This is a genomic window from Serratia ficaria, from assembly GCF_900187015.1.
Classification (GTDB): Bacteria; Pseudomonadota; Gammaproteobacteria; order Enterobacterales; family Enterobacteriaceae; genus Serratia; species Serratia ficaria.
Map to the genome: position 1 here is coordinate 2,149,667 of NZ_LT906479.1, position 15,128 is coordinate 2,164,794.

Annotated in this window: 14 protein-coding genes; 10 read left to right on the forward strand and 4 right to left on the reverse strand. The window is 57.0% G+C overall.

Features of this window, described 5'->3' with window-relative positions; translation table 11 throughout:
* Positions 1-115 precede the first annotated feature (115 nt).
* Positions 116-1,126 (forward strand): LacI family DNA-binding transcriptional regulator, encoded by a 1,011-nt coding sequence (locus tag CKW09_RS10185; RefSeq protein WP_095097058.1) that lies wholly within the window; start codon positions 116-118, stop codon positions 1,124-1,126.
* 165 nt (positions 1,127-1,291) lie between these two features.
* Here the strand turns inward: CKW09_RS10185 and CKW09_RS10190 are convergent, their stop codons facing one another.
* The 3 genes from CKW09_RS10190 to CKW09_RS10200 form a co-directional block, all read right to left on the reverse strand.
* Positions 1,292-2,647 (reverse strand): NosD domain-containing protein, encoded by a 1,356-nt coding sequence (locus CKW09_RS10190; protein WP_095097061.1) that lies wholly within the window; start codon positions 2,645-2,647, stop codon positions 1,292-1,294.
* Between the two features lie 76 nt (positions 2,648-2,723).
* Positions 2,724-4,151, reverse strand: a complete 1,428-nt coding sequence (locus tag CKW09_RS10195; RefSeq protein ID WP_095097064.1) for a glycoside-pentoside-hexuronide (GPH):cation symporter — start codon at positions 4,149-4,151, stop codon at positions 2,724-2,726.
* Between the two features lie 823 nt (positions 4,152-4,974).
* The gene (locus CKW09_RS10200) at positions 4,975-5,895 is read right to left on the reverse strand and encodes a DMT family transporter (protein WP_061799106.1); all 921 of its coding nucleotides are present in this window, start codon (positions 5,893-5,895) and stop codon (positions 4,975-4,977) included.
* Positions 5,896-6,192: 297 nt separating this feature from the next.
* Between CKW09_RS10200 and CKW09_RS10205 the strand changes: the two genes are divergently transcribed.
* From CKW09_RS10205 to CKW09_RS10220, 4 genes are read left to right on the forward strand one after another with little or no spacing between them, the layout of a single operon-like run.
* Positions 6,193-7,032, forward strand: a complete 840-nt coding sequence (locus CKW09_RS10205) for an ABC transporter substrate-binding protein (RefSeq protein WP_061799108.1) — start codon at positions 6,193-6,195, stop codon at positions 7,030-7,032.
* A 2-nt stretch (positions 7,033-7,034) separates the two neighbouring features.
* Complete coding sequence (gene pxpB / locus CKW09_RS10210) at positions 7,035-7,742, forward strand: 5-oxoprolinase subunit PxpB (RefSeq protein WP_095097067.1); 708 nt, start codon at positions 7,035-7,037, stop codon at positions 7,740-7,742.
* A complete protein-coding gene (locus CKW09_RS10215; protein WP_095097070.1) occupies positions 7,739-8,722 on the forward strand; it encodes a 5-oxoprolinase subunit C family protein in 984 nt (327 codons plus the stop codon). The genes pxpB and CKW09_RS10215 overlap by 4 nt, the downstream gene beginning before the upstream one ends.
* A 13-nt stretch (positions 8,723-8,735) precedes the next feature.
* The gene (locus CKW09_RS10220) at positions 8,736-9,506 is read left to right on the forward strand and encodes a 5-oxoprolinase subunit PxpA (protein WP_095097074.1); all 771 of its coding nucleotides are present in this window, start codon (positions 8,736-8,738) and stop codon (positions 9,504-9,506) included.
* A gap of 215 nt (positions 9,507-9,721) precedes the next feature.
* On the opposite strand, the gene CKW09_RS10225 is transcribed toward CKW09_RS10220, so the two are convergent.
* The gene (locus CKW09_RS10225) at positions 9,722-10,924 is read right to left on the reverse strand and encodes a pyridoxal phosphate-dependent aminotransferase (protein WP_095097077.1); all 1,203 of its coding nucleotides are present in this window, start codon (positions 10,922-10,924) and stop codon (positions 9,722-9,724) included.
* Positions 10,925-11,286: 362 nt separating this feature from the next.
* Between CKW09_RS10225 and nac the strand changes: the two genes are divergently transcribed.
* The 5 genes from nac (at position 11,287) to CKW09_RS10250 (ending at position 15,119) form a co-directional block, all read left to right on the forward strand.
* On the forward strand, positions 11,287-12,210 hold the full coding sequence (gene nac, locus CKW09_RS10230; RefSeq protein ID WP_061799113.1) for a nitrogen assimilation transcriptional regulator NAC: 924 nt from the start codon (positions 11,287-11,289) through the stop codon (positions 12,208-12,210).
* Positions 12,211-12,327: 117 nt separating this feature from the next.
* Positions 12,328-12,768 carry an acetyl-CoA carboxylase biotin carboxyl carrier protein gene (locus tag CKW09_RS10235; protein WP_231922138.1) on the forward strand — a complete coding sequence of 147 codons (441 nt, stop codon included), beginning with the start codon at positions 12,328-12,330 and terminating at the stop codon, positions 12,766-12,768.
* A gap of 112 nt (positions 12,769-12,880) precedes the next feature.
* Positions 12,881-13,633, forward strand: a complete 753-nt coding sequence (locus CKW09_RS10240; protein WP_061799116.1) for an SDR family oxidoreductase — start codon at positions 12,881-12,883, stop codon at positions 13,631-13,633.
* A gap of 23 nt (positions 13,634-13,656) precedes the next feature.
* A complete protein-coding gene (locus CKW09_RS10245) occupies positions 13,657-14,352 on the forward strand; it encodes an amino acid ABC transporter permease (RefSeq protein WP_095097080.1) in 696 nt (231 codons plus the stop codon).
* A 5-nt stretch (positions 14,353-14,357) separates the two neighbouring features.
* Entirely contained in the window at positions 14,358-15,119 is a 762-nt protein-coding gene (locus tag CKW09_RS10250; RefSeq protein WP_061799118.1) for an amino acid ABC transporter permease, read from the forward strand.
* The last annotated feature ends 9 nt before the right edge of the window (positions 15,120-15,128 follow it).

Here is a 15,128-nt window from a genome sequence, read left to right on the forward strand (position 1 = left end):
CGATCTGATGTTCATGTAACAAAACAACATGAGATCTGGCCGACATTATTGAGCTATTGCAGGCGTTACACTGGTTACCACCCATGTAACTGATGTAAGCGGTAACATTTTGACGATGGCTTCGATCAAAGATGTAGCAACCAGAGCGGGGGTTTCCACCGCCACCGTATCCCGGGTAATCAATAACCATCCCAGCGTCACCGTGGAAACCCGCCGCGCAGTACATGAGGCAATGGACTTTCTCTGCTACGTTCCCAACAGGAATGCCGTCCAGCTTAGCGGCAAGTGTTCCGGGCTGATCGGTGTGGTGGTACCCAATCTCATCAATCCGCATTTTTGCGAGCTGTTAGCTACCCTCGAAGAAGAGGCCCGCTATGTCGGCAAGACGATTCTGGTCAAGACCCACCAGAATCAGCCATTTCAGGATCGGCAACGGGTCAGGGCGTTGGCCGGCATGGGGATAGAGGCTCTGATATGGGTGCCCACCGAGGTGGAAGCGTCAATCTCCGGCTGGCTGCAGGCCACTGGCATCAATACCGCCGTGGTGACACAAACCTCCCGCTTTTTTAATTCGGTTTCCAACAACCAGGAACGCGGAGCTGAGACGATAGCTGAGCATTTTATCGATACTGGTCGTACTCGCTTTGGCTTTATCGGCCAGGATGGCGTCGACAACCGTAAGATGTCAGCCTACTGTAAAAAAGTTCTCAGTCATGGTTATCGGGTGGACAAACGCGACAGCTACTGGATCCCTAAAGGGGATGGTGAACATAACCGTGGGCATATTCATTCGCTCGATAATATTATCGATAACATTCTGGCCTGTGAAGATAAAATAAACTGCCTGTTTATCTATAACGACGTGGCCGCAAGTTATGTTATCGAACACCTCCGTCGTCGGCACATTAAGATCCCCCAGGACATTGCCGTAGCCAGCTTCGATAATACGATTATCGCGCAGATGTTGAATATTACCAGTATCGCTCAGCCCATTAACGAAATGGGAAAGCTGGCTTTCGAGCTAATAAGCAGCACGGAAAAGAAAGAGCATGTCGACTCAATAATATTAACCACCAGGCTTATTGTTCGGGGAAGCAGTCTGGGGATGACAATGACAAACATATAATTCCGACGCTTTGTTAATTTATATCTCGCGAGTGACTTTACTAGGACATGCCCCGGTCGTAGGCGTTGTTTTTTATTTTTATCCTGTTGTCTTAAACCGCAACGAAAGAGGTGAGTGCCATCAGGGCACTCACCTCTGCAATTCAAATCAAGGAGACTAGGCTAACTACACTCCAGGCGCAGGCGTTGCCCGGAACGCATTTACCGTTCTGTCCATAACAACCTGCGTCTCAGTTCCCGAATCCAGGACTGTATTTTGCTGTGCGGCTTTCTCCACCTGTACGGCAGTCACATCGAGCGGTTCAAGGGCTTCGACCGTCAGCAACGCGCCCACCTGCGCATCAAAGCACGAGTGCGTTGCCGGGGATTTTTCCGCTGAAGTTTCTGTGGTGGCAACGATGTGATTGCTGGTGATAAAATTACCTTTCCCTGCCACAACGCGGATAATCACAGGCTTAATGCCGGATGGTTTAAGATATTGAGTGTCGATATTTTCCGAAATATGGTTAGAGATAACGGAGTTATTATCACCGCTAAGATAGAGCAGGCCGTATGAGTCATCTAATCCATTATCATATCCCTGCATGGGGGGCCAGGGCTCATGCTCGCGCAAGAAGTGGTTGGCTGAAACCAGGTTTTCCGAACAGTTATTCTCAAGCACCAGCATACCCGGATAAAACGAGTGGAGCCTGTTGCCGGTAATCGTTGAGCGCATCACCCCGGAAAAATGGACGCTGCTGGAACCGCGCGGGAAGACATTGTTTGCTGCAATGAGCAGACCACCAAAGTTCTGTGCATAAATTGAGTAGCCGTTATAACCGGCGCCTATCAAATTATCGGTGATTTTGGATGCCTGCCCGGCACCACGCAGTTCAATGCAGTTGCCGCACTCGGCGATAAAATTATCGTGGACAGAAAGCGCGTCCGCATTGTAGATAGTCACCCCATGCTCAAGATAGACTATCCCCATGCCAGTAATGCGAAATGAGTCCTGAGCGCTGGCGATATAGATACCCGTTTTGCCGTTAACGTAGCTGTTTTCCGGCTCGTTATGGCCCGGGTTATCGTTCACAAAGTGCAAACCGTCGATGCAGAAATCAGCGAACTCAACCGAACTGATACGTGGTTCGCCGTCCCGCCTAACGTAAAATGCGGCGCCTTTATACTCTTCATCACCGGACTGAGGAACAAGATCGACCAGGATGCGGCTACCGCCCGGCCACACTTCATGCCAGTTTTTCCAGTCGCTTTGGGGAGTATTGAAGCGGATGCTCGAAGAGGTAAACCCGTGGCCGGACCCCATAATTTTAAGATAGCTGATATCAATCACTACCTGGGTGGTTAAGTGGTAGTCGCCCGGTGGAATGTAAATAACCGCACCTGGCTTTCCAGCATCATTAATGTCTGTTTGCGTCTGCCGGTTTTTAATATCCGCAATAATGCTGTTAATTACCATGCCGATATCCTGATGCGGATTGCCAACACCCCATTCGGTTACGTCGTAATAATTTTTACTGGCCATTAATAACTACTCCTCTACAATATACAGTCGAGCAGAGACCGGCCGATATCGGCCACACCTCGTTTATATGCATTAATTAATGTGTAGGCTGGATAGCAGGAACCTCGTTATGCGACGGTGACTCTGATTTGCCACTTTCCAGTTCACGTTTCGCGAGATCGACCTTGATCTTTTCCAGGAAATGATTATTGAGCTTGAAATAGCGTGCCATAAATGCGCTGATGAAATAGCTCACCATTGGCATCAACGAAAACATGATAATAATTCCCTGAATCGTCTGCGGGTTTTGCCCGGGCTTATTGGCGATATAGCCGGTATACGACAGGATCCAGGCGACAATGGCCCCGGCTACCGCAAGACCCATTTTCAGCATAAACAAATTGCCAGCGAAGGAGATGCCGGTCAGACGTTTGCCAAATTTCCAGTCGCCATAGTCATCAACGTCGGACATCATGGCCCACAGGATTGGACCGGACTGAACCAAATGCAGTATGTTGATGGCGATAAACAGCGTCAACAAGGGGGTCAGTGATGTCGGGTCGACAAACCACAGCGCGAAAGACAGGATACCCAAAATAACGTTGATAACGCGAAATAGCTTAACTTTATCGAAGCGATCGGTGAGCGGCTTTGCAATAACGCTGCCCAACATGTTGCAGGCGACACCAAGCGCCATAAAAAAGGTAATGAACCCGACGGAGGCGTGCATCACGTAAGTGGCGTAATAGATGGTGACCGCGCCGCGAATAAATGCCGGAAAGACGTTAAGGAACGTAATAGAGATCATCAGCAGCCACTGGTCGTTTTTGGCGATATCTTTCAAATCCCGCATTAATGAATCATTGGCCTTAACCGACACAACGCGCTCCTTAATGCTGGAAAAGCAGAACAGGAACATCAGGGTGGCGGCGCCACCCATAATTATCATCGTCATCTGAAAGCCGGAAGCCCGGTTGCCGTTACCCAACCAGTCGGTCAGGGGAAGAATGCTGGAGGAGATGATAAGGGTTGCCAGGCCGTTAAGGAAAAAACGCCATGACAGACAGCTCATGCGCTCTTTCTGATTTAACGTAATAACTCCCGCTACCGAACAGTAGGGAATATTTATCGCTGTATAAATGAGCGACATAATCAGGTAGGTAACCCAGGCATAAATGATTTTCCCGCTCATGCTCAGGTCTGGCGTAGTGAACATCGCTATTGCGCCCAGACCAAAGGGCAGAGCCATCCACAGCAGCCACGGGCGGAATTTACCCCAGCGACTTTTGGTGCGGTCGCAAACCGCGCCCATCACCGGATCGCTGAAAGCGTCAAAAATACGGATGACCAAAAATAATGTCCCGACGATGCCGGGTTCCAGACCGTAAACATCGGTGTAAAACCAGGTCAGATACAGCGCCAGAACGCTCCATATCATACAGGAGCCGGCATCGCCCATGCCGTAGCCAATTTTCTCTTTAAGGCTCAGCTTTTCGTAGGCGCCATGTTTTCCATTTGCAGACATAAACACACCTTAATTACGCAAACATGTGTACTCAGCATGGGCCGTTATGACCGATGCTAACGGAGATAAGATGCCGGAATATCTATCTAACAACGCCTGTAGCTACTCAGAACTTGCGGTACGGCGAAGCCATATGCGCCATTGTTTCTACGCGGTTTATCAATTTCACTATGATTTGTGCAGCCAGTATAAAATGACGCATAAAATAAATTTGTAGCCCGTGTCACATGTAGTTTTGTTACATGAAACCACGGCTCCCGCTCCCAATTTTGTCTGAAACGGCGTGAGTATTGATTAACCATTGCAAATCAAGTTTGACCTTATAATTAATAGATTAGGATATCGCTTGATAAGGTATGGTTTTTAATTATCCAGACAGATAGCCAGAAGCGGCGAAATAATGTTGAACATGGCAATTGGGACAGGATTGCATTAATCCCCGCAGATTTGTGGTTCTCTGCTGCGCTTCATGCTTTCAGTCTTACCGTCAGATATGGATTGTTCATGGGGATGCCATTGAACACGCACAGAGGATCAATCAGAAGGTTGGCGTGGTGGTGGGATCCCGATCTGGGGGATTGTTGACCAGTTCCGCATACCGTTCAATGGCCAGATATACAGTGTCAGCAAACTGCTGACGTCCGCTGCCATATGTGATCCAGCCGCTTCTGTCGGCGCGGAGTCGCCAGCAGAGGGCGTTTTTGTCCGAACGGCGCTCGCACGGACAGGCCATTCTTGCCGGCGAGTAGGGATCGCGGACTATCGTCCTGCTAGCCTGAAGGATGACAAGTCCCCCGCAGCCAGCGCGGGTCATCTGCCAAAATCATGACGAGGCGCGCGCAATATGCGCCCGCCGCCGCCGCTGGTCGCACCACAGGGTGAAGATCCCCGCCAGCGCCACCATCCCCGCACCGATCAGCGTTGACGAACCGGGCAGGCTGTTTAAGAACAGGTAGCCAATCGCCATCGACCAGACCAGCGTGGTGTAATCAAACGGCGCCAGCAGCGAGGCGTCGGCAAAGCGCAGGCTTAGCGTGACCAGAATCTGCGCCATACCGCCGAAAAAACCGCAGCCCACCAGCAACAGAAGCTGCCCCGGCGTTGGCCGTGCCCAGCCGAACAGGCTGGTTGCCAGACCAATCAGGCTGGTCATCAGCGAGAAGTAAAAGACGATGGCGCCGGGTTTTTCGATGCCGTTGAGAAAACGGATCTGAATGTTGGAGGTGGCGGTGCAGAGCGCGGCCAGCAGAGCGAAGACGACCCCGAGGGCCATTCCGGACGGCGGCTGGCCGCCGGCGAACAGGGAGCCGCTGGCGGTCAAGCTGGCGGAGAGCATAAACAGGATGCCGGAAAAACCGACAAGCACCCCCAGCCAGCGGGAAAAATGCACCCGCTCTTTCAGCAGTAAGGCCGCCATGATGACGGTGAATAGCGGCGCGGCATAGCTCAGGGCGGTGGCATCGGCGAGGGAAATCGACACCAGCGCCAGATAGTTGAAGTACATCCCGCCGGTACCGGAAAAGCCGCGAATCAAATGGCCGAAAATATTTTTTGTCTTAATGCTGGCCAGCACGTTGCCCTGAATTTTTAACCAGATGAGCAGGGGGAACATGGCGATAAAGGAGCGGAAGAAAATCACTTCGCCGGTCGGAATCGCCCCCTGTAGCCCTTTGACGCAGGCCAGCATTAAGGTCGCGCACAGGGTGGAGAGTATTTTTAGATAAATCCCAGGTCGGGCGTTCATGTGACTACCTTCGGTTAACGGTCGCGGTGGGGCGCGGCGTGGATGTCGCGCTTGGCGTTACAGTAGAGGGTGCGCAGGGTGGGTAGATAAGATAATTTCGTTCTGTCAGGATAATTTTTGCTTATTTCTCCCCGCCGGCGCGGTCATATAAATCACCTATCTCCCGACAGCGTTTCCCTCTTACCCGCCGCGCAAACAATGCCGATATAGTCGCGACAAGTGGTTAGCCATACTGGCGAAACGGGGAACCCCTTACCGGACGTCGGTACTCTTTTATCCAGACCGAGGGAAACAATAATGAAACTGAAGCGAAATGCGGGTTTAGCGCTGGCTCTGACGCTGGTGTCGGTGTCCGGCGCCGCGTGCGCCGACATGCTGGCGGATATTCATACGCGCGGTGAGCTGAGGTGCGCGGTCTATTCCGATGTGCCGCCGTTTTCTGCGCCGGATCCGCAAACCCGTCAGTTGGTCGGGATGGACGTTGAGCTCTGCCATGCGCTGGCGAAACAGATGGGGGTCAAGGCGCAGCTGGTTCCCACCTCCGTTGAAGCGCGTATCGCGGTCATCGCCACCGGGCGAGCCGACGTGCTGATCGCCAACCTTGCCTATACCAAAACGCGCGGCCGCCAGATCCAGTTCAGTGACCCTTACTACGTCGCCAAAGAGATGCTGCTGGTCAAAGAGGCGAATGCCGATAAAACCCTCGCCGATTTCAAAGGCAAGCGCATCAGCGCTACCAAGGGCACCACCTCAGAACAATCCATCGTGCTGAAGGGCGGCAAGCCGGTTACCTTCCAGGACGCTGCTTCGGCCTTCCTTGCCCTTGAACAGAATAAAGCGCAGGGCTTCGTCACCAACACCATGACCGGTATCAAAATGATCGGCCAGGCGAAAAAGGACGGCATCAATCTGGCGATGATTAAAGAGCCGATGGCGCTTGAACCCATCGGCGTGGGGATGAAACAGGGCGAACCGCAGCTGCTGACCAGCGTCAATGAAAGCCTGAAGGCGATGGATGACGACGGGACGATAGACAAAATCTGGAATACCTGGATTGGACCGAACACCGAATACAAAATGGCCCGCGAAGAACGGGTACAGCCGCTATCCAGCCTCACGTTTGAACCGCTGGAATAAGTATGACGCCGACATCGAAAACCTTGTTACCCGAGCGCCGCATTGAGCTTCATGCCGGCGCCCCGGCGCGGATCTCCATGATGGGTAGCCGAGCCTGGCTTATCGAAGCGCCCGGCGCCTTCGACCTTCCGGCGCAGCGGCGCATCTGGTCGCTGGCGCAAAGCCTGCAGCAGTGGCCGGAGGTGGAGTCCTTGATCCCCGGCGTGACCAATTTACTGGTGCTGCTACGCGATACGCCGGAGGAGCCGACGGGGGTGGAGCGCCGTCTGCGCGAGTGCTGGCTGGCGGCGCAGGCGCTCAACGTCGAAGGACGGCAGATTGATATCCCGGTGTGCTACGGCGGGGAACACGCCACCGATCTGGAGGCGGTTTGTCGTCATACCGGGTTTTCCGCCCGGGAGGTCGTTCGTCGGCATTCGCAGGGCGTCTACACCGTGGTGGCGCTCGGCAGCGCGCCGGGGTTCGGCTATTTGCACGGCCTGGATCCGCGCCTGGCGACGCCGCGTAAAAAGGTGCCTTCGCTGAATATGCTCAAGGGGACGGTCACCATCGGCGGGCCGCAGGCCGGAGTCTCGGTGCTGACCGGGCCGAACGGCTGGAACGCCATCGGCTACGCGGAAATTGAGGTATTCAACCCCCATGCCGCCATTCCTGCGCTGATGGCGCCAGGCGATATCATCCGTTTTCTGCCGGAGAGAGTCGAACTGTGATTGAGATTGAACAAAGCGCATCGCTAAATACGATCCAGGATTTAGGCCGCCCGGCGTGGCGCCACCTTGGCGTCTCGGTGAGCGGCGTGATGGACCCGCTGGCGCTGCGTGCCGGCAACACGCTGCTGGGAAACGAGGAAAACGCGGCGGCAATCGAAGTGCAGATGTTTCCCTTCCGCGTGCGTTTCCTGGCGGATACCTGGATCGCGCTCACCGGCGCCGACTGCCGGGCCAGGCTTGACGGCGCAGAGCTACCGGCCTGGTGGGGCTGCGCGGTACGTAAAGGCCAGATGCTGGAACTACGCTTTCCCCGCCGCGGCGCGCGCGGCTATTTGTGTGTGGCCGGCGGTATTGATGTTCCGCTGGTGCTGGGCTCGCGCAGTACCGCTCTGCGTGGTGGCTTCGGCGGACTCGAGGGCCGGCCGCTGCAGCGCGGCGATGTGCTGTCGTGCGGTCCGAGGCTGGGGGCGCCGCTCCCGGCCTCGGGGATCGGCCTTGAGCCGCCGGAAGTGGCCTTGAGCGCCGTTTTTCCGCTCAACGCTCAGGGCGACGTTCAGATCCGCGCCATCCCCGCCGGCGAGTATCCGCTGTTTGCCGCCGATGCACCGCGCTTCTGGAGCCAGGCGTGGAAAATTTCGCAGCACAGCAACCGTACCGGCTATCGCCTGGCGGGGGAGCCGCTCCTGCCCGCCGAAACGGTTGAAATGCGCTCCTACGGCCTGATCCCGGGTATCGTGCAGGTTCCGCCGGCCGGCGAACCGATTATTCAACTGAGCGATGCCAACACTGCGGGAGGTTATCCCAAAATTGCCTGCGTGATTGAAGAAGACCTCTGGCGCCTGGGCCAACTGCAGGCGGGTCAGTCAATTCAACTGGTACAGGGCGATACGCGTACCGCCATCGCGGTGCGTCAGGAGATTGAAGGCTGGCTGCTGCGCCTGCGCGCCAGCGTAGCGCCGCTGACCAGGGTTGTCGGTTGATAAGGAACTCCGTATGAAAATTGATGTGAACTCCGATATGGGAGAAGGTTTTGGCGTCTATCAGTTATGTGATGACTCGGCGCTAATGAATATTGTTTCCTCCGCCAACATTGCCTGCGGTTTTCACGCGGGGGATCCGGCGATTATGACCCGAATGGTGCGTCTGGCGCAGGCGCGCGGCGTAGGTATCGGTGCTCACCCCGGCCTGCCGGACCGCCAGGGATTTGGGCGCAAAGAGATGTCGTTCTCCGCCGATGAAATCTGCCAACAGGTGGTTTATCAGCTTGGCGCGCTCTCCGCCATTGCCCGTGCCGAGGGCACCCGCGTCGCCCATCTGAGCTTTCACGCGGCGATGGGGAATATGATTAACCGCGACGATGCCCTGGCGCTGCGAGTCATGCAGGCCGTCTCCCGGATCGATTCGCAACTGATTATCTTCTGCCAGCCGGACACTACCATTGAACGGGCGGCGCAGGCCAGAGGGTTGCCGACGCTGACGCTGTTTCTCGCTGACCGGGCCTACGACGATCGCGGGCAGCTGGTCCCGCGCGGTATCGCCGGTTCCCTGATCAAAGAGGAGACGGCGGTGCGCGCCAGAGTACGGCAGTTTCTGCAACAGGGTACGGTGACCACCTTTAGCGGCAATACGCTGCCGGTACGTGCGCGTTCTATCCTGGTTCATAGCGATACCCCGGGCTCGCTGACGCTGGCGACGCTGGTTCGCAGTGAGATTGAATCCTGCGGCGCGATGGTAGCGCCGGCGGCGGAGGTGCTGGCGCAGTAAAGCCTTTTCCCGTGGTCAGGGGGGCAAACCGCGCCCCTGACCACACTCTGCTCTGCCTATGCACACCTGGACTTCCATTCTGCTAAAGCCCATTTTCCATCCCGTCAGGCACGAGCCCATCCCGCAGCCCCGCAGACGGGATAAAAAATGCCTGCCGGTCAGACGCCAAGCAGGCATTTCACTCTGCCCAGCGCGCAGAATCTGCACGCCGAAGCTTAACGGCAACCCGTGCAGAAGGCCGCGAGACGATCGCAACCGGTTTGCAAGCGTTCCATACTGGTGGCGTAAGAGAGGCGGAAGTAGGGGCTTATGCCGTAGGCCGCCCCCTGTACCGTCACCACATGTTGCTCTTCGATAAGCGCCATCACGAAATCGGCGTCGCTGTCGATGCGATGCCCGCCGGCGCTGGTTTTGCCGATAAATTCAGCGATGTTCACGAACAGATAGAAGGCCCCCTGCGGCCTATGGCAGCGCAGGCCGGGAATACCGGCAAGGCGCGCAAGTACGTAATCGCGGCGCTGGCGGTAGATTTCCGCCCGCTCGGCCAGCAGATCCTGCGGGCCGTCGAGTGCGGCGACGGAGCCTGCCTGCGACAGCGTCGCCACGCCGCCGCTATTTTGCGTATTGACGTTGCTCATGGCTTTGATCAGCGCCTGCGGGCCGCCGCAAAAACCCAGCCGCCAGCCGGTCATCGAGTAGGCTTTCGAGACGCCGTTCACCGTCAAAACGCGATCGTACAGCCGGGGCTCCACCTGAGCCAGGGTCCAGAATTTCACGCCGTCGTACAGCAGATGCTCATAGATATCGTCGGTCATGATCCAGATCTGTGGATGACGCAGCAGCGTTTCGCCCAGCGCCTGCAGCTCGGCATGCGTGGCGACGGAGCCGGTCGGATTGCCGGGATAGTTCAACAGCAGCCATTTGGTTTTCGGCGTGATCGCCGCTTCGATGTCCTGCGGCAGCGGTTTAAAGCCATACTCTTCATGGCAGGTCACCGCAACCGGCGTTCCGCCGGCGAATTTAACGATATCGGCGTAGCTGATCCACGACGGCACGGGGATGATCACTTCGTCGCCGGGGTTAATCGTCGCCATCATGGCGTTGAAGATGATCTGTCGGGCGCCGCCGGCGGTCAGGATCTGGCTGACGTCATAGCGCAGTTCATTGTCGCGCAGGAACTTGCGCTGAATAGCGGCGCGCAGCGTGGGCGTGCCGTCCGTCGGCGGGTAGCGGGTATCCCCGGCGCGCGCTGCGGCGTAGGCGGCATCGATCACGTGCGGCGGTGTGGGAAAGTCCGGTTCGCCGGTCGAGAGACCGACGACGTCGATTCCCCGCGCGGCGAGATCGCGAGCCTTTTGCGTCATGGCGACGGAGGCGGAGACGGTAACATTGTTGAGACGATCGGCGATATCAGGCATCAGCAGCGGTTCCTGGTTACAAGGTCAGCAAACCCGCCCGCGGCGCAGAACGATCCGCCACGGGCGGCGAGAGGGGGTCAATGCACGCCAACCAGCATAGAGGCAGGTAAAGGCGGCGAGCTAATAGCGCTTTGTTGTGGGGACATAACGCAATGCGATGGCTGACGAGGTTCGCTTTCCTGGCAACCGGCGGATGGACAGGGCCGCACTTATGCGCCGGTGCTCTCTGACGGTGCAAACGTGGGAGCGTTGAAGAGCGGAGTGCCCGAAATTTCGGCGTGAGCGGCGGCCAGCGGGGTTTTTTGCTTCTGGCACCTATCTTGCTTGTCATCAGGGATACGTATTGATGTGGGACCGCTACTATGAATCTTCGCCGCCTGAAATATTTCATCAAAATTGTCGACGTGGGGAGCCTGACGCAGGCCGCAGACATTCTGCACATTGCCCAGCCGGCGCTCAGCCAGCAACTGGCGACCCTGGAAGGCGAGGTCGATCAGCAGCTATTGATTCGCACCAAGCGCGGCGTAACGCCAACCGACGCTGGGAAAATTCTCTATACCCACGCCCAGGCTATTTTGCGTCAGTGCGCGCAGGCGCAGAGCGCCATCGACGGCGCGGGGCGGACTCTGAGCGGCCAGGTCTCCGTCGGCCTGGCGCCGGGCACCGCCGCCCAGCAGCTGGCGATCCCGCTGTTGACCGAAGTGCAACGCCAGCATCCCGGAATTGTGCTCTATTTCAATGAGAACTTTGGCACGACCCTCAGCGAATTAATCATGAGCGGTCGAATGGACATGGCGGTGATTTACGGCGATCGCGATATTCATGGCCTGCGTTTTCTACCGCTGATGAAAGAGGCGCTCTTTTTCGTCTGTCCGCATGCGTTGGGGGAGCCGCGGCGCGAAATTCCCCTCGCGGAGGTCGCCCGCTACGACCTGTTCCTGCCACGAATTTATAACATTATGCGTAAAGCCGCGGACGATGCCTTTACCCAGGTCGGGCTGAGCTATCGGGTGAAGTGCGAGATTGAATCGCAGACCTCGCTTAACGCGGCATTAGCGGCGGAGCTCGGCGGCACCATCATGCCGGAGTCCGCTGCGCGCGCTATGCTCCAGCCCGCCAATGCCTGGATGGCGAGAATTGTCGAACCCAATGTGCTCACCTCGCTCTCTTTCTGTATGTCCGACCATCTGCCGCTTTCGCAGCCCGCGGAAGCGGTGAAGGGGATTTTGCTCTCCCTGATGGCGCAGCGGACCGAGGACAATCGGCCACTAACCCTGGTGGGATAATAAGTCCCTCTTATTGCTTCAAAGCTAAACCCTCTTATCGACCCGCCCGATATCCGCGCTAGAGTCGCTACTCTGGCGCGCGGCGCTGCCGTGATCTGACCCTTGCGTGATGGAACCATGATGGAAAAAGAACTGATAGCCCTTGAGGATGTGCGCCAGCTGGCGCAGAAAATGTACCACGCCGGATTACGGGAGCTGGAGTGGCGCGGCGCGAACTGGTCGGTTCGCCTGCACTATCCCGGCGGCGACACGATGGCCGAACCGCTGCCTCTGCCGCCGACCGTGGCCGAAACCAGCCTGCTGCCGGTGTGTTCCCCGATGCCGGGACGCCTACTGCTGAGCCACCCCAGCCATGGAGAGGCGTTCGTTAGCGAAGGGCAGCACATTGAGCCGCACGATATTCTCGCGCTGGTGCAGGTCGGGCCGCTCTATTTACCGGTGTGCAGCCCGGTGGCCGGGACGCTCAAAAGCCTTGTCGCGACGGCGGGGAGCCGGCTGGAATACGGCAGCGAGATCGCGTTGCTGCTGCCCACGGACACCGTCTTGGCGAAGTTATAAGCCCCCCTTATCGGGCCAAACTATTTATGTCTTATCCCCATTGGACATAACTGCATACAGTCAGAAAAACGACGTCAAAGGCAGATCGGTCTGCCATAACAGGAGAGCATATATGCCATTTTCAGATTATAAAGTGGCCCTGGTGACCGGCGCTTCCGCCGGGATGGGTGAAGCGATTGTCGAACGCCTTTGTCAGGAAGGGATTTTGGTCCATGCGGTAGCGCGTCGTCATGAACAGTTAGCCGCTCTGGCGGACAGAACCGGCTGCATTCCCCACGTCGTCGACGTCGGCGACCTTCAGGCGCTGACCGCGCTGTGCCGGGATTTGCAGGTTGATATTCTGGTGAACAACGCTGGCGTTTCCCATCCTGGCTCCATTCTTGATGCCGATGCCGACTGGATCGATACCCAGGTGGATGTCAACCTGCGCGCCGTGCTGCACCTGTGCCGCCTGCTGGTCCCGGGGATGGTGGCGCGCGACTGCGGCCACGTGATTAACATCACCTCCATCGCCGCGATTTATAACTTCAACGGCAATTCCATCTACCACTCCACCAAAGCGGGTGTGCATGCGCTGTCGCGCCAGCTGCGCGTCGATTGTTACGGCAAGCGGGTGCGGATCACCGAAATTTGCCCGGGGCGAGTGGCGACGGAGATCTTCGGTAACGTTTCCGGCGATCACGAAGAGGCGCGCCGCCGTTTTATCGATGGTTTCGAGCTGCCGCAGGCAAAAGATATCGCCGACTGCGTGGCTTTTGCGCTCGCCACGCCGGTAGCGGTTAACATCGGCAACATCGAGATCACCCCGACGCTGCAGGTTCCCGGCGGGCTATCTACGATGCGCCCCGGTGACCGCGAATCCTGAATGACGGCAAACGAGGAGGATATATGGCACTCGACTTCAGTAACGTGATGACTGGTCACTACGGGCAGATGATTATCGATGGCACCGCCGTCACTTTGGAACTGGCGTTGGGTGCATGGCTGCTGGCAATGTTTATTGCGCTGTTGCTGGTGATGCTCCGCCTGAGCAACAAGCGCTTCGCGCAGCTGTTGGTGGCGGCGTATGTGTCCTATCACCGCAACGTCCCGACGCTGATCCAGCTGATGATGTGGTATTTCGCGATCCCGACGCTGCTGCCCGAGTCGCTGCAGATGTGGGTTAACGAGATGAATGCGGAGTTTCTGTTCTCGCTGGTCGCGCTGGGTCTGTGCCAGGCGGCTTACTTCTCTGAAGACATCCGCAGCGGCCTGCGCGCCATACACGAGGGGCAGAATGAAGCGGCGAGGGCGCTGGGAATGGGGTATCTGCGCGCCATGCGACTGGTCATTCTGCCCCAAGGACTCCGTAACGCGCTGCCATCGGTGATTAACCACACGGTGTTGCTGTTTAAAAATACCAGCCTTGCCATGGTCATTGGCGTCGTCGAGCTGACGTACGTCACGCGCGATATTGAAAACCAGACTTTCCGCACTTTTGAAGCGTACATAGTGGCGACGGTAGGTTACCTGGCCTTCTCTTTGCTGCTGATGGGGGGAGGGGCTCTGCTGGCCCGCCGCTTTCAGCGCGCGTACGCGAGGTAACAAGTATGTTTGATTTTTTCACGATCCTGCACGATAACGGCCTGTTGCTGCTGATGGGGCAGTATCCTGATGGCCCGCTGGGCGGGGTGCTGTGTACCTTGCTGGTGTCGCTACTGGCAGTGCTGTTCGCCTTCCCGGTCGGTGTGTTGCTATGCCTCGCTCGCCTCTCGCCGTGGCGCTGGCTGAGCTGGCCGGTAACCGGCTGGATCTATCTGTTGCGCGGTATCCCGCTGATGATGGTAGTGTTCTGGACCTATTTTTGTGTGCCGTTGCTGATCGGCCACAACATCAGCGGCTTCAGCACCATGCTGTGTACGCTAATCATCTACGAGAGCGCCTATATTGCTGAAATCGTACGCGGCGGGATCCAGGCGCTGCCCTCGGGGCAGTACGAAGCCTCCCGAGCGCTGGGAATGGGGCATATCCGGGCGCTGCGTCTGGTGATCCTGCCGCAGGCGCTGTACAACACGCTACCGAGTCTGGTAAGCCAGCTGGTGTCGATTATCAAAGACAGTACCCTCGGCTACGTGATTAACGTTCCGGAGCTGACCTATGCGGCTAACCAGGTCAGCAACCAGTTGCTGACGAAACCGTTCCAGGTCTTCGCCATCGTAGCGCTGAGCTACTACATCATTAACTTTAGCCTGACGTGGCTGGCCAATCGCCTCGAACTACGTATCGCCGGCAGGAGGCAACGGGTGCCGCCCGCCACGGGAAAGCCGGTCACGCCGTTGGCGCTCGACCAATCGCCATCACAAACTCAATAAGGAGCAACC

What these genes read in the sequence shown, in the direction of transcription:
- CKW09_RS10240 (WP_061799116.1), top strand. Translation starts at nt 12,881, where the DNA reads ATGCCATTTTCAGATTATAAAGTGGCCCTGGTGACCGGCGCTTCCGCC.
- CKW09_RS10190 (WP_095097061.1), bottom strand. Translation starts at nt 2,647, where the DNA reads ATGGCCAGTAAAAATTATTACGACGTAACCGAATGGGGTGTTGGCAAT.
- CKW09_RS10205 (WP_061799108.1), top strand. Translation starts at nt 6,193, where the DNA reads ATGAAACTGAAGCGAAATGCGGGTTTAGCGCTGGCTCTGACGCTGGTG.
- CKW09_RS10185 (WP_095097058.1), top strand. Translation starts at nt 116, where the DNA reads ATGGCTTCGATCAAAGATGTAGCAACCAGAGCGGGGGTTTCCACCGCC.
- CKW09_RS10225 (WP_095097077.1), bottom strand. Translation starts at nt 10,924, where the DNA reads ATGCCTGATATCGCCGATCGTCTCAACAATGTTACCGTCTCCGCCTCC.
- CKW09_RS10250 (WP_061799118.1), top strand. Translation starts at nt 14,358, where the DNA reads ATGTTTGATTTTTTCACGATCCTGCACGATAACGGCCTGTTGCTGCTG.
- CKW09_RS10195 (WP_095097064.1), bottom strand. Translation starts at nt 4,151, where the DNA reads ATGTCTGCAAATGGAAAACATGGCGCCTACGAAAAGCTGAGCCTTAAA.
- CKW09_RS10220 (WP_095097074.1), top strand. Translation starts at nt 8,736, where the DNA reads ATGAAAATTGATGTGAACTCCGATATGGGAGAAGGTTTTGGCGTCTAT.
- CKW09_RS10235 (WP_231922138.1), top strand. Translation starts at nt 12,328, where the DNA reads ATGATGGAAAAAGAACTGATAGCCCTTGAGGATGTGCGCCAGCTGGCG.
- nac (WP_061799113.1), top strand. Translation starts at nt 11,287, where the DNA reads ATGAATCTTCGCCGCCTGAAATATTTCATCAAAATTGTCGACGTGGGG.
- CKW09_RS10200 (WP_061799106.1), bottom strand. Translation starts at nt 5,895, where the DNA reads ATGAACGCCCGACCTGGGATTTATCTAAAAATACTCTCCACCCTGTGC.
- CKW09_RS10245 (WP_095097080.1), top strand. Translation starts at nt 13,657, where the DNA reads ATGGCACTCGACTTCAGTAACGTGATGACTGGTCACTACGGGCAGATG.
- pxpB (WP_095097067.1), top strand. Translation starts at nt 7,035, where the DNA reads ATGACGCCGACATCGAAAACCTTGTTACCCGAGCGCCGCATTGAGCTT.